Source organism: uncultured Anaerovibrio sp. (assembly GCA_902786545.1).
GTDB lineage: Bacteria > Bacillota > Negativicutes > Selenomonadales > Selenomonadaceae > Anaerovibrio.
In genome coordinates, this window is sequence record CADACU010000001.1 from 42,986 (window position 1) to 64,094 (window position 21,109).

Below are 21,109 nucleotides of genomic sequence, written 5' to 3' on the forward strand. Positions count from 1 at the left end.
AATAGAAAAGCTGCATTTCATTCAGCAGCTTTTCCTTGGCGATTTCCCTCATATGTCCGGCTAATCAGTATGAACAGCAGTGGAATAACAAATACACCCAAAACAGTACCAACGGTCATGCCGCTTACTACAGCGACTCCCATACTGCACCGGGATACACTGCCGGCCCCATCAGCAAAGGCTAATGGCAGGCAGCCAACTACAAAGGCAAAAGAGGTCATAATTATCGGTCTAAACCGCAATTTAGCCGCAACCATTACCGCCCTTAACGGAGTCATTCCATTATCCACCCGTTCTTTGGCATACTCCACAATTAGTATGGCATTTTTAACTGTCAGCCCTACCATCAAAAGGATACCAATCTGAACGAATATACTTACCGGGATATCCGTTAACACCATTCCCAGCAATGCGCCACCAATACCCAATGGCACCGACAGCAACACGGCCACCGGCAAGCTCCAGGACTCATACAGCGCCACCAGACACAGGAAAACAAATAATATACCCAAAGCCAAAATGTACACCACATCCTGCTGAGCCCGTTTTTCCTGCTGACTGTCCTTGGACCAGGCCAAACGATAACCCGTCCCTACTACCTTATTGGCAGCCTCTTCAATGGCCTCCATTGCCTCGCCGGAAGAATATCCATCAGCAGCGGTAACTGTCACCTGAAAACTCCGCACACCGTTATACCGGCTGATATAGGCCGGACCAACCCCCTTGTTGGATTGTACCAGACTATTTATCGGTACCATCACTCCGTCTGCACTGCGGACATACAAATACCGCAAATCCGTTTCAGTGGCCCTATAGCCTTGATCAGCCTGCAATACCGTCTTGTACACCTGACCGTAGCGATTAAAATCATTTACTTCCTGACCACCTAGAAGCACTTCCAGGGTAGAATATATATCCGCCAGGTTCACATTCAGCTCCTTGGCCCGGTCCTCATTGACGGTAAAATCAATATAAGGCGTATTTATAGAAAAGCCAATATCCACCTCGTCCAGCTCTTCCCGACTTTTTGCTTCTCGATACAGGGCCAAGGCCAGGTCACTAAGCTCCTGATCCGTATGACCGGTAATATCCATTACTTGCAGAGAAATGTCCCGGGAAATGAACGGGGCCACCACCAGCCCATGTGCCTCTGGTATAGACTGTTGGACTGCTTCATTGGCCGATGCAACAATATCTTCTGTATTAGCCCCCAACTCCCTGCGTTCGTCCCAATCCTTCATGGCCACAAACATTATTCCTGCACTGGACTTGGTAGTATCACTCAATAGATCCGCCCCAGTAACACCTACAATATTGGCCAAAGCATCATTTTGCAGCAAGGCTTCGGTCAGACGGTTGAGGGAATCAGCCGTACGGTTCATAGAGGTTCCTTCCGGCAGATTAACCCCAACCATATAGTACCCCTGATCCTCGCCAGGGATAAATTCAGTTGGCAACAGCCGATAAACAACGACAATTAACGCCGTCAGTACCGCCAATCCGGTCAATATCATACCGGTGCGTCGGATACACCAGCCCAAACCCTTTAAATATCTTTGCTGACAAGACCGGAAAAAAGACTGAAATCGACTTAACAAACGGTTATTATCTTGCTGTACACTCAATGATGGCAAAATAAGCACACAAAGTGCCGGTGTAAGGGACAACGCCACTATTGCCGAGATACCCATGGATACGGCTATAGTCAAGGCAAACTGACGATACAAGATTCCCGTCATTCCCTCAAAAAAAGCCACCGGCAAAAATACAGCCAACAAAACAAAAGCTATGGCTATAACCGGCTTTTGCACAATGCCCAAAGCCGCCATGGTAGCTTTCTTGATATCCTGTTCCCCCCGTTCCTGCTCCTGCATAACGCTTTCAACCACTACGATAGCATCATCTACCACCAGACCAATGGCCAAAATCAAGGCAAACAGTGTAAGAAGATTTAGAGTAAAGCCCAGTAGCCTAAAGGCAATAAAGGTGGCTATAAGCGATACCGGTATAGTCAAAATGGAAATAATTGTCGCTCCACGGTTCTGCAAAAATATATACATGATTATCATAACCATGATAATCGCTTCAATAAAGGTATACGATACCTCATGCATGGATTCAGAAATATACTTCGTCCGGTCTACTACTATTTTTAATTCCATATCCGGCGGGAAAGACTGCTTCGCCGTGTCCAAAATTTCCCGCACTTTAGTGATAGACTCCAACGCATTGGCGTTATCCGCCAGAGAAATGCCATAGGCCGCGGCCGGCTTGCCATCAACGAAGGACAGATAACGGGTATCCTTGGCGCCTTCACTTATCCGCGCCACATCGCTCAAGCGGGTAATAGCGCCATTTTCCGACTTTAACACTATTTTCGCAAAATCTTCCGGGGTCTGCTTAGTGTTCATTACCCGGCCAATCAACTGCTTTTCCTGAATAGACGGCGAAGGCGATTTCCCCAAAGAGCCTACTGCTGGTCGGCTGTTTTGCTCCTTAATAGCGCCAGTAACATCGTTTACAGCCAATCCCCGTACAGCCAACTTATCCGGCTGCAGCCAGATACGCATAGCGTAATCCTCCGAGTATTCGTCCACACTGCCTACACCGGATACCCGCTTTATCTGATCCAGAAAATACGCTTTGGCGTAATTTTGCAGATAAACACTGTCATAGGTTCCATTAGGTGAACACAAAGCCATAACAAAAATCGTGTCCTTAGTACTGCGGCTAACCTGAATCCCAGATTCCTGAACCTCTTGAGGCAATCGTGAAAGAATCGTCTGCAGGCGATTCTGAACATTCACCGTAGCAATATCGCCAGCAATACCATAATCAAAGGTGATGCTCAACTGATAGCTGCCGGAAGAATCCGAATAAGAGCTGAGGTTATCTATCCCCTCTATGCCTCTTATTTCATCTTCAATAATTTTGGCCACAGTATCCTGCAACACTTGGGCATCCGCCCCGGGATACTCAGTGGTAACATTGACCGTAGGCTGATTCATATTAGGATATTCCTCTACAGGCAGCTGCACTGCCGCAAGTATTCCCAGCAATGTCAGCAAAATAGCCCCTACTACAGCCTGTAGCGGATGTTTAATAAAATATTGAGCCAATGATTTTTCCCCCTGCCATCTATAGCAAAATGACTGTCACCCAACGATGAAGCTCGCTTAGGATAAGCCTCAATCAATCTCCAACATAAATCTGTTTTCATCCCCGGCCGACAGATACCGTCGCTTCGGCAAATCAGCCGTAATCGACTCGATAAAGTGCTCCCGCCAGGAAAACTCCCCCTGCTGTACTACAGCAATAATATCATAAGGCGGGGCATTATCCCGCACAGACATGATTATTGCCTCAGCTGGGTCACTGCTCAAAAGAAAGGATATTTCCAATTGAAAAACATTCCCCTCAGCCCGTTCCACCGCATGCATTCCTATCTCTTCCACCAGCAATCGCAGGCGTATTATTTTGGCCGCAGATACTCCCAGTTTCTGCAGGTCCTGGGCTACCTTGACAGACAGATCCATCACTTCATCCATAACGCTATTGATATCGTAGGACAGCTGGCGATTCGTCCGTGCCTTGTCCATCAACAGCAGATTGCGGCCATGATGTCGGAGCTTGACCACAGCCAGGTTAATACCGTAAGCTGCCACAAAGGCACCACCGATTCCAAGCCACATGCCTTCTATACCATACCACTCCCCCAGTAGCATACCTGCCGTGGGCAGGACCAGCAACAGCATGGTTTTTACCAGCAATCCCTGACTCCAGTGCTTTATATAAATATAATAATTGCTGTACATAAGGGTAATACCCAAAAACACCGTAAAAATCAAAAAACATCGCAGGGACCGGGTTGCCTCCACTGCAATAGATTTCTCAGCAACACCAAATATATATGGCAAAATTGGTGCACCTATAATTCCTACAACGGATACCAGCAGGCTAATGGCAATGGTTGCGGCAATGCCCAGCCGCATGGTCTTTTTAATGCACAGAAGATTTCCCTCCGCGTGATACTGACAAACCATTGGTTGCAGGCAATCCACCACCCCGGTATACAGGGCAATCACCAGCACCAAAACATTGGTGATTACCGTTACAACAATAATATGGCTTTCACCCCAACGGGCAATCACATAGGTGGACAGTATCACCGGAAGTACAGATAAGTAAAGGGTATCTATCGAATGATAAAAGCTATAGGTAAGTCCCCGAAATATTTGGCGAAAATCCCACCACCAGCTGAACTTCAGACGGCTTTTATCTGAAAGCAAAAAACGGCATTGCATAAAGCAAGAGATCAAAGTACCAATAACGGTAGCCAGACCAATCCCCATAACTCCCAGCTCATGGCACAGTACAACATCCAAGATAACATTAACCACCATGGCAACTACCGATGCCATAGCACAAATCTGTTCTTCTCCCTCTTGTACCAAAAATGTATATATAAAAATATTCAGAAACACAACCGGTGGAAGCCATTTTATGGCACTGTAATAAGCCAGAGCATAGGCCATCAGCTCCGGCGATATTTTCCAAAAGGCCAATATTTTTTCCTGAAAAGTCCCGAGGAGCACAACTAGACCTATCCCTAGCCCCAGAGATAATATTATGCCCTGGCTGAAAAATTGGCTCACTGCAATCCGATCGTCCTGCCCCTGAGCATAGGCAGCCATCATTCCCAGACCGTCAGCTATCATATAACTGATAAAAAACAACATGGGTAACAATGGAAATACCAGGGACATTGCGGCTACAGCCTCACCGCAAATCATCTGCCCTGCCACAACATTATCAATCAATACAAGTACATATGATATCGTCATGGCCACCATTGACGCCATAAAAACTGACCGAAAACGGGTCGATACAACCGTTTTTTTCCCCAACTCAGTCAAAAATTTCATGCAAGCAGCTCCAATACTGATTTATCCGCTTCCTGTAGCCCCTTCAGCATTTCATCCACCAACTCGGACAAATAGCTCATTTTCCCTTCTGAATACCGACTGGCATCATATTCTATCTTCATACGGTAAGTACCATCGGCTTCAGCCACCACATGAATATCCAAGGAATTTTCCACCGCTGAAGCTTTGTTTTGCGGCAACTCCTGCAACAGGGCCATAGTACCACAAAGCGGAAAATCTCCACCGGCATTCCCCATCAAATTGCCTTTTTGTAAAATAAAGGTTGCACAGTCATCCTCCAGTCCTTCAGTATACACCGTATCAAGACTGTCACGATACTGAAAGCCCTCGGCCACCTTTTTATCCAAATCCTCAATCAATTCCTGTACAGAAATATCGTTATGAAAATCATACCGTATTGGCATCTGAACAAGCATTAGGCCCATCAGTCGCATTTCCGCCCTGGTGGTACGGCCATTATGTACATAACTCATAATAGCCTCCCGACTGCCGGCCGACTTGGCTATAGCCAACATCACCGCAGCCATCAAAAAGGTATGCTCCGGATATTTTGTTTCCGCAAAAAAACTCTTCTGGATATTCTGCAGTTGTCTGAAATGGGCGTTAAATTTCCAGGACCCTTCATGTTTATCACTAGGTGGCAAATGCTTTTTTTCATCAAAGCCCTTCAGCATTTCCCGCCAATAGGCTTCCCCTACTGCATTCCTCGGCCGTCCGCATTCCTGCAATATATAGTCAGCATAGCTAATATCATTCTGCTTTATCGGTCTTCCCTTATAACGGAGATCCAGCTCACGGAAAAATAGCATAGCCGTAGCCACACCATCCATTATTACATGATAAAAATCCAAATACATATATTTCCCGGATGGGGTAATAATCAGATATATACGAAATAAAGGCCGGTCAATAATTTGATATGGGCGCTTCAATTCCAGCTTTCGCTTTTCAAATTCATCCTCAGACAATGACTCAATCCGCACCTTGGACAAACTTCCATCAAAACGCTGGCATATTTCTCCGGTCTCCGGGTGGAATAATATCCGGCAACGGAAAATGTCGTGCGCCGACAGAGTGTCATTTATAGCCCCAGCCAGGCGTTCCATATCCAGGGAATCATCCAGTTTAGCCAGTCCGCCTTCATTCATCATAGTTGAGTTTGCCTTTTGAAAATGGGTATCCATCATCCAACGCTGAATTGCCCGAAGAGGATAAAAGCCCGTCATACTGTCTGACACGGCACCATCTCCCACTTCCGCACTGGTATTGACAATCTCCACAAAGTGATTAAATCCGGTCATATCAAATACATCTGCCACACTGGACTGCGGATTGACTACCCGAAATTTTATATTTTCCCTATCAGCATGTTTTTTGGCCATAAGAATAGCACGAAGGCCCGCCGATGACATATATTCCAGGCGTGAAAAATCCACATCCAGCCTGGATACCTTCGTAGCAAATTCTTCAATACTGTGATTAAAGGCATCTACCGTTGTGGCATCAAGCCGTCCATCCAGTTCCAGCACCAATACCCCGGCCGATATATCCTTCCTCATATTTATTTTAAGACTCATATAAAGCATCCCTTCCCATGTATAAGGTAACTCACTATTTCTTATCTCTAATAAAATTTTACCAAAAAAAGAAAAATTTCTCAGTAGAATTTAAAATTATTTCTCTTATTATCCTTAAATTTAGGAACAAATGCAAGGAAAAGTATTTCAAAAAAATGTACGGCCCGGGCTTATGGCCCAGGCCGTCTGATTGTACAATAGAAAATTTAATTATGTTTTTTATTCACCGTGCTTACCCAAGGCAGTCAATCGGGCTGCAGCACGCTTCAGGGCAGCTTCGGCCCTGATAATATTTATATCCACGCCGCCAGCCTTGTAGTCATCAATGCGCTTTTTAGCCCGGTTAAATGCCTTTTGGGCACGCTCCTCATCGATATCCTCAGGCAGCTCAGCCACGGAAGCCAGCACCGAAATCTTATCCGGCTGTACCTCCATAAAGCCACCACCCACGGCCACCAATTTTTCTGCTCCATCAATTTTTACCCGCATGGCATGGGGAATGAGTCCCGTTACCAATGGAGCATGATGCGGCAAAATACCCAGCTCACCGGCTGTAGAACGGACAATCAGCATTTCGATGTCAGCGGCATAAACCACTTTATCCGGAGATACAATCTCTAGCTTTATTGTAGCCATTGATTATCCCTCCTTTTTCATCTTCTCTGCCTTTTCAACAACCTCTTCGATACCGCCTACCATATAGAATGCAGCCTCTGGCAGGTCGTCGTATTTGCCCTCAAGAATTTCCTTAAATCCGCGAACAGTGTCACGCAATGCAACATACTTACCAGGTGTACCAGTAAAGATTTCTGCAACAGAGAATGGCTGAGACAGGAAACGCTGGATTTTACGGGCACGGGCTACCGTCAGCTTATCAGCATCGGACAACTCTTCCATACCCAGAATAGCAATAATATCCTGCAGCTCCTTGTACTTCTGGAGTACCGCCTGAACGCCACGGGCTACTTCGTAATGCTCAGCACCGATAACATTCGGGTCAAGAATACGGGAAGTGGAATCCAATGGATCCACGGCCGGATAAATACCAAGCTCCGCGATCTGACGGGACAATACTGTAGTAGCATCCAAATGGGTAAATGTACCCGCTGGAGCCGGGTCAGTCAAGTCATCGGCTGGTACATATACAGCCTGTACAGAAGTGATAGAACCCTTGTTGGTGGAAGTAATACGCTCCTGCAAGGTACCGATATCTGTACTCAAGGTTGGCTGATAGCCTACTGCGGATGGCATACGACCCAGCAGTGCTGATACCTCAGAACCAGCCTGAATGAAACGGAAAATGTTATCAATAAACAGCAACACATCCTGGCCCTGAACATCACGGAAATACTCGGCCATGGTCAAACCAGTCAGACCTACCCGCATACGGGCTCCTGGTGGCTCATTCATCTGGCCATATACCAGTGCTGTCTTGTCAATAACTCCGGACTCGGTCATTTCTGACCACAGATCGTTACCCTCACGGGTACGCTCACCTACACCAGCAAATACGGAATAACCACCGTGCTGGGTAGCAATGTTATGGATAAGCTCCATAATAAGAACTGTCTTACCTACGCCGGCACCACCGAACAAGCCGATTTTACCACCGCGGGAATATGGAGCAATAAGGTCAACGACCTTGATACCAGTCTCCAAAATCTGAGTTGCAGTTTCCTGCTCATCAAACTTAGGCGCTGGACGATGAATAGGCCAGAACTCTTTGTTGCCAACTGGTTCTGGGTTATGGTCAACTGTCTGACCCAATACATTAAATACACGGCCAAGGCAAGCATCGCCAACCGGAACCTTAATAGGAGCTCCAGTATCCACTGCTTCCATGCCACGAGTCAGACCATCAGTAGAGCTCATTGCAATACAACGGGTAACAGAGTCACCCAAATGCTGCATTACCTCTACCACCAAATCTATCTCTACCTCGCCGGCTTTACCCTGGATTGTGACTGCATTAAGAATATCTGGCAGTTCACCTGCAGGAAATTCAATATCTACGACAGGTCCAATAACCTGTACGACTTTACCGTTTGCCAATGGTAAACCCCCTTACTTCAATGCCTCAGCACCGCCCACGATTTCTGTAATCTCGCGGGTTATGCCGGCCTGACGAACTTTATTATAGTGCAAATCCAATTTTGCGATAAGCTCCTGAGCATTATCCGTAGCGTTACTCATTGCATTCATGCGGGAACTGAGCTCACTGGCAGCTGCCTGTAAGAGTGCGGCATAAATGGTGGTAACCAGATACTGCGGTAGCAAATACCCCAAAACTTCAGCTGCATCGGGCTCGTAGATATACTCTGTCCGAATACCGCCCTCCTCCGCTGCAAGGCCGCTGAATGGCAGCAGCTTTACTGTTTCCGGAACGCAGTTTATCGCTGAAACAAACCGGGTATATACCATATACACCTCTTCAATATCACCTGATTCAAATCTGGCGATGATATCATCAGCAATAGCCTTGGCATGTTCATACTTTGGCCGTTCGCTGATACTGGTGTATTCGCTGCATATATTGTAGCTACGGTTAGCAAAATAATCTTTTACTTTACGGCCCACAGCTATTATCTGAGTGTTTCCCTTGTCTTCAATCTGAGCCACAGCTTCTTTGATTGCGTTGCTGGAATACGCACCAGCAAGGCCTTTATCAGAAGCCATTGCCAAAATCAGACGCTTCCCTCCTGGATGGGTTTCCAGCAGGGGATGACTGAAATCAGTCACATTAGCGGCAACTTCAGATACTACCTGGGCCATTTTTTCTGCATAAGGCTTATTGGCAACAGCAGCCTCTTTGGCCTGACGAAGGCGGGAGGTTGCTACCATGTTCATGGCATTTGTGATTTGCTGTATACTTTTTACGCTCTTGATACGACGGCGTATATCCTGTAAACTAGCCAAATAAAATCACCTCACTGCCTTATGCCATTTTGTAGGTTACAGTTTCCTTGAATTCCTCAATACACTTGGAAATCTCTGCTTCTAAGGCATCATCAAGCTTCTTCTGGTCAGCAATCTTATTCAGAACATCCTCATGTTCACTGTGCATAAACTTCAGAAGATCAGCCTGGAAAGGAACTACCTTCTCCACAGGAATATCTGTCAGGAAGCCACGAACAGCTGAGAATATAACTACAACCTGCTCCTGAACAGCCAATGGTGCGTACTGAGCCTGTTTCAGGGTCTCAACCATACGGGCACCACGATCAAGCTGTGCCTTAGTAGCCTTATCAAGGTCAGAAGCAAACTGGGCAAATGCAGCCAACTCACGATACTGCGCCAAATCAAGACGCATTGTACCGGCAATCTGCTTCATGGCTTTTATCTGAGCACTACCACCTACACGGGATACAGACAGACCTACACTGATTGCCGGACGGATACCTGAATAGAATGCATCCGTCTCCAGCATAATCTGGCCATCAGTAATGGAGATTACATTGGTAGGAATATAGGCCGATACATCACCGGCCAAGGTCTCGATGATTGGAAGAGCGGTAATAGACCCAGCTCCCATAGCATCAGACAGTTTCGCCGCACGCTCCAACAGACGGGAGTGTAGATAGAATACATCACCTGGATATGCTTCACGCCCTGGTGGACGACGGAGCAACAGGGACATAGCACGATATGCTGCTGCATGCTTGGTCAAATCATCATATACACAAAGAGCATGGCCACCCTTATACATAAAGTACTCAGCCATAGCAACACCGGCATACGGTGCCAAATACTGCAACGGAGCACTATCAGATGCTGTAGCCACAACTACGATGGTGTAGTCCATAGCCCCGGCATCTTCAAAGGTCTTAACCACACGGGCAACGGTGGATGCCTTCTGACCGATGGCTACATATACGCAGATACAGTTCTGACCCTTCTGGTTCAGAATGGTATCTACGGCAATAGCAGTCTTACCGGTACCACGGTCACCAATTATGAGCTCACGCTGGCCACGACCGATAGGTACCAAGGCATCGATAGCCTTCAGACCAGTTTGGAGTGGCTCATGTACTGACTTTCTGTCAGCAATACCAGGTGCCTTATACTCTACTGGGCGATATTCTGTTGTATTGATAGGTCCCTTGCCATCAACCGGACGGCCCAATGCATCAACTACACGGCCAACCATTGCTTCACCGACCGGAACCTGCATGATGGTGCCGGTTCTCTTTACCATATCACCTTCCTTGATGGCTGTATCGCCACCAAGAATAACCGCACCAACATTGTCCTGCTCAAGATTGAGCACCAGACCATATATATCGTTACCGAAATCCAACAGCTCGCCGGCCATTGCCTTACTAAGGCCATGGACATGGGCGATACCATCACCGATTTCGATAACAGTGCCTACATCATCAACATTCAAATCTACATTATAATTTTTGATTTGATCCTTGATAATGGCTGTTATTTCTTCCGGATTCATTTTCATACTTCGCTGTCACCCCATTTTTCTCAATTACTTGCCATCAATTCAGCCTTCAGGGCCTGCAAACGGCCAGTAACACTGCCGTCTATACGCTTATCGCCAAGCTTAACAACTACGCCGCCAATGATTTTCTGATCCTTGTGCATACGAAGCTGTATTTTCTTGCCAGTTACCTCTTCCAATTTGCTGCCAAGGCTTGTCTGGAGTTCCGACTTCAAATCAAAGGCACTGGTAACATCAGCGATAACAATACCCTGCTCCTTGTTGGACAATTCCTGATAGCACTCATTAATGGCTTCCAGTAGCACGATACGGCGCTTGTCCACCAACAGCAGCAAGAACTTAAACATCAAGTCTGAAACCTCTCCCTGCACCAGCTTAGAAAGAATATCCTTCTTCGCCTGAGGCTGTACCTGCGGGTTGGTCAGGAAGCCCTTCAAATCTGCATGAGAAAAAAGGTCTTTGCTAACCTTGGCCAGCTCCTTACCATATTCCTCAAGCTTATTATCCTCTTTGGCAATCTCAAAGATTGCGACCCCGTATTTACGGGCAAGCTGTATATTTAACATGGCAAATCACCAATCTTGTCCTTATCGAGCTGGTCTATAAATTCCTTGATAAGCACTTCGTTCTCATTAGCATCTATCTTCTTGGAAACTATTTTTTCGGCAGCGGCCACAGACAAAGCAATAACCTCGCCCTTGAGCTTTTCAACAGCTTGTGCCCTCTCCCGCTGAATTTCCTGCTGAGCAGCCTGTTTCATCTGCTCGATTTCAGACTTGGTTGCCTGGATGCTAGTCTCGTGCTCCTCGTTAGCACGCTTCTCAGCCTTATCCATAATATCCTGTGCCTTCAAACGGGCTCCGGCCAGCTGGTCCTGATATTCCTTCAGGGTGGCCTGCGCCTTTGCGGCATCATCATCAGCCTGTTTAATACTGTTGGCGATTTTTTCTTCACGCTCTTTCAGGATTTTTACGATAGGCTTGTAAGCAAACACACGAAGAAGAATAACCAAGAGAAGGAAGTTCAGCATCTGCGCAAGTAATGTTGCGTTAATATCTATCAATTCTATTGCCTCCTCTACTTATCACCTCACCAATAAATACAAAATTATTTGATGAGTGGGTTAGCGTACAGCATAATCAGGGCAATAACGGTTGCAATAATACACATTGCCTCAATCAAACCTACAGAAATAAGGGTATTGGTAAAGAGTGCATTCTTTGCCTCTGGCTGACGGGTCAAACCTTCAATAAATTTGCTGGTTACCAGTGAGTCACCGAGAGCGGCACCAACTGCTGCCAAACCCATAATAATACCTACACCGATCATAGCTGCCGCTACCATAATTGCATTTTCCATTAGATAATCCTCCTTAAAAGTAATAAAGATAAATTGCTGCTCCCGTCACGATTTTTGTTCCGGAAATCAGCCACTACTCTTCACTGTCCTTAACTGCGTTTGCAAGATAAGCCATGGAAAGGCTTGTGAAGATAAATGCCTGTACTCCGCCGATAAATATACTGAATGCCAGCCAGATAACTGATGGAATCGGCATCCAGATTGGTACCAGCTTCAGCAGGATAATAATGAGAATTTCACCTGCCAAAATGTTACCAAATAGACGGAAGGCCAAGGTGATTGGCTTCGCCACTTCCTCAATAACATTGATGACTACAAATATTGGGAACGGCTGGAAGAAATGCTTAACATAATGCATCCCTTTCATATAAAGTCCCAATACATGTACTATCAACACAATGAGCAAAGCTAAGCCAAATGTGGTGTTCAGGTCGTTTGTCGGAGATGCCATAGTCGGCACCAGACCAAGCCAGTTGGCTACAATCAGGAAAAGGAACAGCGTAACAATCAACGGGCAAAGGAACTCTCCCTTAGGCCCAAGATTGGTGGCCACCTGTTCTCTCAACCACACGATGAGTGCCTCAACAATGTTTTGTGTACCAGTAGGTACCATTTTGAGGTTCCTGGTGGCAAGTATGGCAATCAATAAAACAATGCCCATACTTATCCAGGTCATCACCAGGGTTTCCCAATTAAAGGTCAGGCCGGCAAACTGCACTGTTTCGCGAACACCGATTTCGTGCATAACCTATACCCCCTTTACTGCGTATGTGCCAAGACACATACATAAGATACTACATTGGACACTAAAGATATCTGCTATAGTTGGTCTGAATCAACAACACCATACCCAGCACATATATAATGGCAAAGCCTGTAACAACTGCTACAAACTGCTCCACCGAAATCTGGATAGCTGCGCCAAAAACCACTACCAACAATATCAGTCGTAAAATAAGACCAGCCGCCATTGTGCTTTTTGCCTGAGCCACAGTCATATCTGCACTGCGCCACAATCGGCCCAGCATAATGCCATACCAGGCAAAGCCCAACAGATAACCGGCAAACAAACCACAAATCAGGCCAAGCTGCTCATATGCCAGCAAAGAAATAATAACCATAATTGTTATCACTGCCAGCATCTTTACCATCTTGCCCATATTGGCCAATATAATATCCCGCATACTTCTCCTCCGACAGCGGATTAACTCCCCTGTCTTCGTTGAATAATATAATTGCTGCATAGAGCAATGAATACCTATGCAGAGTAATTATATCACAAACTATTATAAAGTTTCACCATTATTTCTGAATAGTCAAACCAAAACGGCATATTTATTTTATTTCTTTAAGCTGTTTGTATGTCAAGTAAAAAGCTACAGGAAACCCCAATATAATACCAGTTAATTTCCCGCCATATTCCAACCCCAGCCAGTCATCTGCCATACTGCCCAAGAAAATGCATATACCAATCACTACTGCAAAAAATATACCGATGCTGCCTAAAATGCCAAAGGCCTTCAGGCTCTGCTTCAGTCCGCTGACATCTGAATTTTTTTCCATATCCGGCACCTTCGAATATTTTACTTATCTGTACTATTACAAATACAACAAATAAATTAAAAATCCTCTTTATAAGTAAAAAATAATTGCCTTATCAAAATTATAACAACCAAAAAGACACATTGAAATATGGATTATTTCAATGTGCCCTTGTAATATATGCTTATTTTGCCACGAAACGGTCTGGTTTGGCATGTCCTTTGGCATACTTGTAAAGAATGGCCTCCACTATGCGACGGGATGCCTGTCCATCACCATAAGGATTGCAGGCTTCGGCCATACGATTGTATTCAGCCCTATCCGTCAGCAGCTTCTTGGCTTCCTCGTATACCACCTTTTCATCTGTGCCGATAAGCTTCACAGTACCAGCCTCCACGGCTTCAGGCCGCTCAGTGGTATCCCGCAGTACCAAGACCGGTTTGCCCAGAGCCGGAGCTTCCTCCTGCACTCCACCGGAATCAGTAAGTATCATATAGGCCCGGTGCATAAGATTGGCAAATGGCTCATAATCCATTGGGTCAATAAGATACACCTTATCATGGCCTCCTAATTCCTCCTTGACCACTTCCCTGACCTTTGGATTCTTGTGAACCGGGAATACAATCTCCACATCATCGAATTCCTCAGTAAGCTGCCGCAGAGCCTTATAGACATTCCGCATTGGCTCGCCCAAATTTTCCCGGCGATGGGTGGTAACCAAAATCACCCGTTTATTTTTATAGTCAATATTCTGCAATATTTTGTTTTCAAATATAAAATCATCCCGGACTGTCTTATGGAGAGCATCGATAACCGTGTTACCGGTGACAAAGATTTTCTCAGTGTCAATGGACTCAGCCTTAAGATTGTTTTCCGATGTGTTGGTAGGTGCAAAATGCATATCCGCAATGGAGCCAGTGAGCTTCCGGTTCATTTCCTCCGGAAATGGCGAATACTTGTTATGGGTTCTGAGCCCGGCTTCCACATGACCAACAGCGATTTGATGATAATACGCTGCCAAGGCCCCGGCAAAGGTCGTAGTTGTATCACCATGTACCAGCACAATGTCCGGCTTTTCCTTCTGCAATACCTTATCCAGCCCCATCATGGCCCGAGATGTAATATCAAATAAGGTTTGACCGGCTGCCATAATGTCCAGGTCATAGTCAGGCTTAATACTAAACAAATTCAGCACCTGATCCAGCATATCCCGATGCTGAGCAGTTACTGCCACCACTGGCTTGATTTCATCAGGATGTTTGGCCAGTTCAAGTACAACCGGAGCCATTTTTATTGCTTCTGGGCGGGTACCGAATACGGTCATAACTTTTATTTTCTTACCCATTATTATCCCCTTCTACATTCTGAAACTACTTTATCTCAAGGATTTTTCATCCGAAGAATTCCCAGCTTCTTGGCACCAAGGAATACCACCAACAATACACAAACAACAATAGCGATGGCAATGCCACCGGAAACCTCGTTCAGCAGCACTGCGCTAAAGCCTAACAACGCACTGATAACATACATCAGCAGAACAGCCTGTCTCTGGTTGAACCCCAAATCCAGCAGTCTGTGATGAAGGTGCCCTTTATCAGGCTTAAAGATTGGTACCCCGCCCCGATAACGACGGATAATAGCAAAGGAGGTATCCATAATAGGCACGCCCAAAGCTAAAATAGGTACAATCAGAGCAATAGTGGCAGCGCTTTTAACAGCTCCAATGACCGATATGCCGGCTAGCATAAAGCCCAAAAACATACTGCCAGTATCTCCCATAAAGATTTTGGCCGGGTTGAAATTGTACCGCAAAAACCCGATAGCGGCTCCAGCCAAGGCCGCGGTAAGAATTGTAACCAGCATAAAATCATTCTGAATAGCCACCAGCAAAATTGTAATAGAGGCAATAGTCGCCACCCCGGCGGCCAGACCATCCAATCCATCAATCAAATTAACCGTGTTGGTCAATCCCACAATCCAGAAAATTGTAGCTGGAACGGCAAAATATTCCAAATAAAAATAATCACCAAAGGGATCGGCTATAAAGTCAATCTGCACTCCAAAACCAACCAGCACAGAAGCCGCCACTATCTGGCCCAGCAGCTTTACCTTGGCTGGCAGACACTTATAGTCATCCACAATACCCAACAACACTATCAGGGAACTGCTGACCAGTAACCCGATAACCCCGGTTCGCACATCGTCTGGCAATAAATTCAAATCCAATGCAAACAAAGTACCAGCCATAAAGGCCAGATATATTCCAATGCCACCAATTCGTGGTATTGGCTTCTGATGTACTTTTCTGGCATCCGGAGCGTCCAATGCACCAGTTTTGTCGGCAAACAATATAACAAACGGTGTAATTACCAACGAAACAACTAATGCAATCAATAATGCCCAAATAAAATTCGGCATATAATTCACCTGCTTTCTCAAGACCATACCGATTTTACATCAGTGTGAAAGCATTGTCAATATAGTGTTATCACTTAATATCCTTCGGCTCAACCTCAACAGTGGAACCATCCGGTTCCAAATAAATCACCTTATCAAGCATGGCATTTCTGAGCATTCGGCGACATAACAGGCATGGCTTGCCGGAGGCCAGGGTGCCATCCGCATTATAGCCCACAATATAGGCTGTAGCCCCCTTCATCTTTTCGGGATCGCCATTGATAATAGCATTTTGCTCAGCATGTACTGCTACACATAGCTCATAGTTTTGTCCCGGCTTTATACCCAGACGCTGCCTTTCGCACATGCCGGTATCAATACAGTTGGCCTCCCCCCGGGGAGCTCCATTATAGCCAGTGCTGACAATTATCTTATCCTTGACAATAATAGCCCCATATCTTCGTCTGAGGCAAGTGGACCGGCGCCCCACTGCTTTGGCAATATCCAAAAAATAGTCATTCCATTCCGGTCTTTCCTGTGTTTCTCCCATTTTATTCTCCCCTTCGATCTGACAAGAAACGCCTTGCCAAAATAATTGCCACAAAATCATCCACCGGCTCTGGCGGCACCTGCATACTGGTTGGCAAAAGCTTCCGCCACCCCTTAGGCGGTTTTGCCTTCCAATATTCCTGCCGGGCCAGCTGGGTGGTATAATACTCATCCACCTCCACCAGCTCCAGCTTTGGATAATTTTTCTCTATTTCTGTCTGCGCAGTCTGGCTGGTGGTGCCATTCCCAATTACCAGAGCAGACGCCCCGCAGGCTTCCAACTGCTCCCCGATAATCTTCATAAGATCATCAGTTTTTACAACCTTCTGATAAAGCACCGTTCCTGACGGGTCCAACACCGCAACCCCACACTTATCCCGTCCCGGGTCAACAGCTATGATGTTATCCATCTAATTACCCCTTATTTGTCACAGACTAGATCGAAATACTTGCTTTAGATTTACTAGAAATTGTTAAAACAGTCCTCTGGAACCAATCACCTTCAGGCGCAGGCGTAATGGGCCAAACACCTCACAGGTTCCCTTGGAATAGGCATAAATCATCGCCTTGCCGTTATTATGATGCAATTCATCAATTACCTTGTAAATTTCTTCTCCATCAATCACACCAACATTACCGGAAATCGGGTCCGGCAGCATTCCTTTGCGAGTGGCAATGCCGTTTACTTCCCGCAGGAATGAAGTAATTGCCCCATCAACTTCTTCCTCATTGTTTATATCCACATTGATATTACTTGTAGCAATCAGCTCATCGTCATCAAAAACCTTACGGTTGCGGAACAGCTGTAGCACCGTTCTAACGCTTTCACCCCTCACCATATTTCCAATGGAAATAACGCGGACAATCACATCATCCTTGCTGGTAGAAATCACTTTGGCAGCTCGTTCATATTCGGATTCCAATACCCAAATCTGCTTTTCTTCCTCAGTAGCCTCGTCTCCCAGTCGACGGGAAATATTGTTACGGGCGATTTCCGTCAACATCTGCAAATCACCTAAGATCTCTTCTTCACGACGGCCAGCTTTTACCACACCACTGGATAATACTTCACCGGCCCGGAAGGTTATATCGCCTTCCCGCATAATCTGTATACCGGTGGCCAGATTTTCGTTGCTGACTTCCAGCTGCTTGTTGGCCTCCACCAGCTTGGCATTACCTTCCATCAGCTTGCTGTTACTTTCCTCCAGCTTGGAATTGTTTTCCGACAGGGAGTGATTTTTTTCCGTAAGCTCGTTATTGGCTACTTCCAAAAGACTGTTGCCCCGCTGCAACTCCACAGCGCGCTGTTCAAGTGCATTGCGTTGGGCATTAAGCTTTTCTACCGCTGCCTGAGTTTCTTTTAATTCTTCGTTGGTTTTATTTTGCTCTGCCTTGGCCTGCTCCAGTTCTCTGGAGGCGGTTGACAGGCGCTGCTCCGCTTCTGCCATGGAATATCGCAGTTGTTCCATGCCGAACAAAGCTGTCCGTACATTTTCCGACACTGTAGTCATTACCGCCAAAGTTACGGTGGTAATGCTTATACCGGTCAATATTGTTACCAAAATAGATGTATATTTCGGTCTAAGGCCAAACATGGTCAGCTTTTTCTTGCCGACTCTTGACCCCAGCCGGTCACCGATAAAAGCAATGGCTCCACCTGTAACAACCAGAACCATAATCAAAAACAGACCATACATGCAGAGTCACTCCTCCTCGCTAAACAAATATCTTATCGTGCTGCCCTGTGCATCAGCCAGCAGCCTGCCAACAATCCTATAATATTAGGCAACCATACTGCCAACATAGGATCCACCGTGCCACTCTGTGCTATGGCTCCGGCCATGGTCATAAGACTATAATAAATGAAAATAATTATTATACTAATGACAAATCCACGCGACGAGCTGTTTCTATTTGGCTGCATTCCCAATGGGATAGCCACCAATGTAAATATCAAGCTGGCCATCGGTATAGTTACCCGTTGATAAAGCTCTGCTTCCAGCTTAGAGGTGTTAACATACTGGGCCCGCATAATCTCAATCTGTGCCTTCAGTTCCTTCATGGACATCTCCTCCGGCTTCTTTTGGGAGCGGATTATCTCATTTGGACTCTGATTGATTGGCAATACCTGGGAATTAAAATGCATGGTGTGATGCGTTTCCCCCTTGGATACATCATAAATAATCCCAGAATACATTGTCCATTGGTTGTTCTGCCACTTAGCATATTCAGCATTTTCCACATGGGATAAATTGCCCTCCTCAAAGGCCTGCATGGAAATTCCATACATGGTGTTTGTATCGGCCTCATACTGACGGGCATAAATCAACCGCTGAATCGTGCCTTCACGGATTTCCTTTATAATGATGTGCTCCTGGGATTGAGGAGCCAAATTGCCTTTTATTTCGTAATTCAGTACATTGCTGTACGCTTCATTGGACCATGGCACCACATATTCATTAAAGCCAATGGCAAAAACACTCACCACTGCCCCCAAAGCGATAGCCGGCATAGCAATGCGGTAAAAGCTGATGCCACAGGACTTCATGGCCGTTATTTCACTATTTCCGGACAATCGTCCAATAGTTAAAAGACTGGCCAACAGCATGGACATAGGGAAAGTCCAAATCACAACACCAGGCAAACTCAGAACAAAAATCTTCGCCACTGAAGCCAGCGATGCACCATATTCCGTTACATACTGTGCGATACGGAACAAAGTTCCAGAGCCGATAAATACGGCTGAAAAGGCACAGATGCCAAATATAAAGGTCTTAAAAACCTCTTTTAGTATGTATATATCTAAAATTCTAATACGCATCCGCATTACCTCTATAGTTTAAAGTCCTTACCAAGATAGAATTTCTTGGCAAGCTCGCTGTTGGCAATAGTCTGACTGTCTCCTTCAAGAAGGATTTTACCATTATTCAGAATATAGGCCCGATCCACTATATGCAAGGTTTCCCGCACATTATGGTCAGTGATGAGAATACCCATTCCCCGCTTTTGCAGGTATTTGATAATCCCCTGAATATCGGCCACGGCCAAAGGGTCAACTCCGGCAAACGGCTCATCCAACAGAATAAACTGTGGCTCCAAGGCCAGGCAACGAGCGATTTCCACCCGGCGCCGCTCGCCACCGGACAGCTCGGTTCCCAGCCGGTCAATAACATGGGAAACATGAAATTCTTCCAGCAGCTGCTTCACCCGTTTTTTCCGTTCATCCTTGTCCTTTATACTGGCTTCCAAAATTGCCATTATATTTTCTTCAACAGTGAGATTTCGGAAAATTGATGCCTCCTGGGCCAGATAGCTGATTCCCAGCTTAGCCCGTCGATACATGGGCAAATCTCCTATAGGAATTTCCGACAAAAAAACCTCACCGGCAGTCGGCTTTTCCAATCCCACAATCATATAAAATGTGGTGGTCTTTCCGGCGCCATTTGGTCCCAAAAGACCCACAATTTCCCCCTTGTAAACCTTCAGGGAAACATTGTCCACTACATTTCGCTTCTTGTATGTCTTAACTAAATTCCTGGCCTCAATATGCATTGATCAGCCCTCCAAAACATCTATGTAAATCCTCATTATTTGGCCTTCAATTTTCCATCTTCAGCCAAAAATACGGTCAATTTATTGCTCTTTAAGGTGTTGTTATCCTGCACAGCCCAAGCATTGCCCGTGAGCACTGCCTTACCGTTTTCGCCGCCAAAATAATCCACCTGATCACCGCCGGCTTCCAGATTATTCTTTGGGCTTTCCATATGAGCATTGCCCTTGCCAATAATCCGGTCATTCATCATATAGCCTTCCATATAATCTGCCGTAAAGGTTCCATCTATGGACGAAATGGTTCCACCGGATGGAATAAGGACATACTGGTTTGTATCAAAATATTCCACCTGGGGGCCGGAAAAGTGCTTATCCGCCTTGGTCCCGTTTACAGAACCTACAGCAATAATATGGTTGCTGCCGTCAGTTGACACCAAATCCGCTGTTACCCGCATATCTTCCTTGGTGGCAACCACATTACCGGACACCTTGCCGTCCTTATTATTGACATCAAACTCCGCATAATCACCGGTAACCCTGGCTTCACCCTTAATCATGATAACATTGCCGCTGGCCGTGGCCATGCCGGTATTCATATCATATTCTACCACTTCAGCATCAAGGCTGGTCTTTTCCTGAGATGCATCCGGTGCAGCAAAAATCGTTCCGGAAATGGCGATAGTGGTAATACCTGCTAAAATAATTGCTTTTTTTATGTTAGTCCTGATTTTCAT

The 21,109-nt window shown here is 45.8% G+C and carries 21 protein-coding genes; all 21 read right to left on the reverse strand.

What is annotated here, in order from left to right:
- Positions 1–17: 17 nt before the first annotated feature.
- The 21 genes from QZV24_RS00230 to QZV24_RS00330 all read right to left on the reverse strand — a co-directional run bounded on the left by QZV24_RS00230 (position 18) and on the right by QZV24_RS00330 (position 21,109).
- The gene (locus QZV24_RS00230; RefSeq protein ID WP_294518453.1) at positions 18–3,119 is read right to left on the reverse strand and encodes an efflux RND transporter permease subunit; all 3,102 of its coding nucleotides are present in this window, start codon (positions 3,117–3,119) and stop codon (positions 18–20) included.
- Positions 3,120–3,188: 69 nt separating this feature from the next.
- On the reverse strand, positions 3,189–4,925 hold the full coding sequence (locus QZV24_RS00235; RefSeq protein WP_294518455.1) for an MATE family efflux transporter: 1,737 nt from the start codon (positions 4,923–4,925) through the stop codon (positions 3,189–3,191).
- Entirely contained in the window at positions 4,922–6,523 is a 1,602-nt protein-coding gene (locus QZV24_RS00240; protein WP_294518458.1) for an anti-sigma factor antagonist, read from the reverse strand. Before QZV24_RS00240 ends, QZV24_RS00235 begins: the two co-directional genes overlap by 4 nt.
- Before the next feature lie 219 nt (positions 6,524–6,742).
- The gene (gene atpC, locus QZV24_RS00245; RefSeq protein WP_294518460.1) at positions 6,743–7,159 is read right to left on the reverse strand and encodes an ATP synthase F1 subunit epsilon; all 417 of its coding nucleotides are present in this window, start codon (positions 7,157–7,159) and stop codon (positions 6,743–6,745) included.
- Positions 7,160–7,162: 3 nt separating this feature from the next.
- A complete protein-coding gene (gene atpD / locus QZV24_RS00250) occupies positions 7,163–8,575 on the reverse strand; it encodes a F0F1 ATP synthase subunit beta (RefSeq protein ID WP_294518463.1) in 1,413 nt (470 codons plus the stop codon).
- Between the two features lie 12 nt (positions 8,576–8,587).
- On the reverse strand, positions 8,588–9,439 hold the full coding sequence (gene atpG, locus QZV24_RS00255) for an ATP synthase F1 subunit gamma (RefSeq protein WP_294518466.1): 852 nt from the start codon (positions 9,437–9,439) through the stop codon (positions 8,588–8,590).
- A gap of 19 nt (positions 9,440–9,458) precedes the next feature.
- A complete protein-coding gene (atpA, locus tag QZV24_RS00260; protein WP_294518469.1) occupies positions 9,459–10,976 on the reverse strand; it encodes a F0F1 ATP synthase subunit alpha in 1,518 nt (505 codons plus the stop codon).
- A gap of 23 nt (positions 10,977–10,999) precedes the next feature.
- A complete protein-coding gene (atpH, locus tag QZV24_RS00265) occupies positions 11,000–11,542 on the reverse strand; it encodes an ATP synthase F1 subunit delta (protein WP_294518471.1) in 543 nt (180 codons plus the stop codon).
- A complete protein-coding gene (atpF, locus tag QZV24_RS00270; RefSeq protein ID WP_290655942.1) occupies positions 11,536–12,039 on the reverse strand; it encodes a F0F1 ATP synthase subunit B in 504 nt (167 codons plus the stop codon). The genes atpH and atpF overlap by 7 nt, the downstream gene beginning before the upstream one ends.
- 44 nt (positions 12,040–12,083) lie before the next feature.
- A complete protein-coding gene (gene atpE / locus QZV24_RS00275) occupies positions 12,084–12,335 on the reverse strand; it encodes a F0F1 ATP synthase subunit C (protein WP_290655944.1) in 252 nt (83 codons plus the stop codon).
- Positions 12,336–12,408: 73 nt separating this feature from the next.
- Entirely contained in the window at positions 12,409–13,080 is a 672-nt protein-coding gene (atpB, locus tag QZV24_RS00280; RefSeq protein WP_290655946.1) for a F0F1 ATP synthase subunit A, read from the reverse strand.
- 61 nt (positions 13,081–13,141) lie between these two features.
- Positions 13,142–13,519, reverse strand: coding sequence for a hypothetical protein (locus QZV24_RS00285; protein ID WP_294518475.1), 378 nt, complete (start codon positions 13,517–13,519; stop codon positions 13,142–13,144).
- A 151-nt stretch (positions 13,520–13,670) separates the two neighbouring features.
- Complete coding sequence (locus QZV24_RS00290) at positions 13,671–13,898, reverse strand: AtpZ/AtpI family protein (protein WP_294518478.1); 228 nt, start codon at positions 13,896–13,898, stop codon at positions 13,671–13,673.
- A gap of 163 nt (positions 13,899–14,061) precedes the next feature.
- Positions 14,062–15,222 (reverse strand): non-hydrolyzing UDP-N-acetylglucosamine 2-epimerase, encoded by a 1,161-nt coding sequence (gene wecB / locus QZV24_RS00295; protein ID WP_294518481.1) that lies wholly within the window; start codon positions 15,220–15,222, stop codon positions 14,062–14,064.
- A 35-nt stretch (positions 15,223–15,257) separates the two neighbouring features.
- Entirely contained in the window at positions 15,258–16,295 is a 1,038-nt protein-coding gene (locus tag QZV24_RS00300) for a glycosyltransferase family 4 protein (RefSeq protein WP_290655951.1), read from the reverse strand.
- A 70-nt stretch (positions 16,296–16,365) separates the two neighbouring features.
- Positions 16,366–16,824: a dCMP deaminase family protein gene (locus QZV24_RS00305; protein ID WP_294518486.1), complete on the reverse strand. Its 459-nt coding sequence runs from the start codon at positions 16,822–16,824 to the stop codon at positions 16,366–16,368.
- 1 nt (position 16,825) lies between these two features.
- Positions 16,826–17,233, reverse strand: coding sequence for a pre-16S rRNA-processing nuclease YqgF (locus tag QZV24_RS00310; protein ID WP_294518489.1), 408 nt, complete (start codon positions 17,231–17,233; stop codon positions 16,826–16,828).
- Positions 17,234–17,296: 63 nt separating this feature from the next.
- Positions 17,297–18,520 carry a DUF3084 domain-containing protein gene (locus QZV24_RS00315; protein WP_294518493.1) on the reverse strand — a complete coding sequence of 408 codons (1,224 nt, stop codon included), beginning with the start codon at positions 18,518–18,520 and terminating at the stop codon, positions 17,297–17,299.
- A 32-nt stretch (positions 18,521–18,552) separates the two neighbouring features.
- Positions 18,553–19,650: an LptF/LptG family permease gene (locus QZV24_RS00320; protein ID WP_363137641.1), complete on the reverse strand. Its 1,098-nt coding sequence runs from the start codon at positions 19,648–19,650 to the stop codon at positions 18,553–18,555.
- Between the two features lie 5 nt (positions 19,651–19,655).
- Positions 19,656–20,375, reverse strand: a complete 720-nt coding sequence (lptB, locus tag QZV24_RS00325; RefSeq protein WP_290655958.1) for an LPS export ABC transporter ATP-binding protein — start codon at positions 20,373–20,375, stop codon at positions 19,656–19,658.
- A gap of 35 nt (positions 20,376–20,410) precedes the next feature.
- Positions 20,411–21,109 (reverse strand): LptA/OstA family protein, encoded by a 699-nt coding sequence (locus tag QZV24_RS00330; RefSeq protein ID WP_294518499.1) that lies wholly within the window; start codon positions 21,107–21,109, stop codon positions 20,411–20,413.

Bases quoted from the DNA above. Each gene is read 5' to 3' on its own strand.
- QZV24_RS00330 (WP_294518499.1), bottom strand. From the start codon at position 21,109: ATGAAAATCAGGACTAACATAAAAAAAGCAATTATTTTAGCAGGTATT.
- QZV24_RS00300 (WP_290655951.1), bottom strand. From the start codon at position 16,295: ATGCCGAATTTTATTTGGGCATTATTGATTGCATTAGTTGTTTCGTTG.
- QZV24_RS00290 (WP_294518478.1), bottom strand. From the start codon at position 13,898: ATGGAAAAAAATTCAGATGTCAGCGGACTGAAGCAGAGCCTGAAGGCC.
- QZV24_RS00315 (WP_294518493.1), bottom strand. From the start codon at position 18,520: ATGTATGGTCTGTTTTTGATTATGGTTCTGGTTGTTACAGGTGGAGCC.
- lptB (WP_290655958.1), bottom strand. From the start codon at position 20,375: ATGCATATTGAGGCCAGGAATTTAGTTAAGACATACAAGAAGCGAAAT.
- QZV24_RS00310 (WP_294518489.1), bottom strand. From the start codon at position 17,233: ATGGATAACATCATAGCTGTTGACCCGGGACGGGATAAGTGTGGGGTT.
- atpB (WP_290655946.1), bottom strand. From the start codon at position 13,080: ATGCACGAAATCGGTGTTCGCGAAACAGTGCAGTTTGCCGGCCTGACC.
- QZV24_RS00285 (WP_294518475.1), bottom strand. From the start codon at position 13,519: ATGCGGGATATTATATTGGCCAATATGGGCAAGATGGTAAAGATGCTG.
- wecB (WP_294518481.1), bottom strand. From the start codon at position 15,222: ATGGGTAAGAAAATAAAAGTTATGACCGTATTCGGTACCCGCCCAGAA.
- QZV24_RS00240 (WP_294518458.1), bottom strand. From the start codon at position 6,523: ATGAGTCTTAAAATAAATATGAGGAAGGATATATCGGCCGGGGTATTG.
- atpA (WP_294518469.1), bottom strand. From the start codon at position 10,976: ATGAAAATGAATCCGGAAGAAATAACAGCCATTATCAAGGATCAAATC.
- QZV24_RS00235 (WP_294518455.1), bottom strand. From the start codon at position 4,925: ATGAAATTTTTGACTGAGTTGGGGAAAAAAACGGTTGTATCGACCCGT.
- QZV24_RS00320 (WP_363137641.1), bottom strand. From the start codon at position 19,650: ATGCGGATGCGTATTAGAATTTTAGATATATACATACTAAAAGAGGTT.
- QZV24_RS00305 (WP_294518486.1), bottom strand. From the start codon at position 16,824: ATGGGAGAAACACAGGAAAGACCGGAATGGAATGACTATTTTTTGGAT.
- atpH (WP_294518471.1), bottom strand. From the start codon at position 11,542: ATGTTAAATATACAGCTTGCCCGTAAATACGGGGTCGCAATCTTTGAG.
- atpC (WP_294518460.1), bottom strand. From the start codon at position 7,159: ATGGCTACAATAAAGCTAGAGATTGTATCTCCGGATAAAGTGGTTTAT.
- atpE (WP_290655944.1), bottom strand. From the start codon at position 12,335: ATGGAAAATGCAATTATGGTAGCGGCAGCTATGATCGGTGTAGGTATT.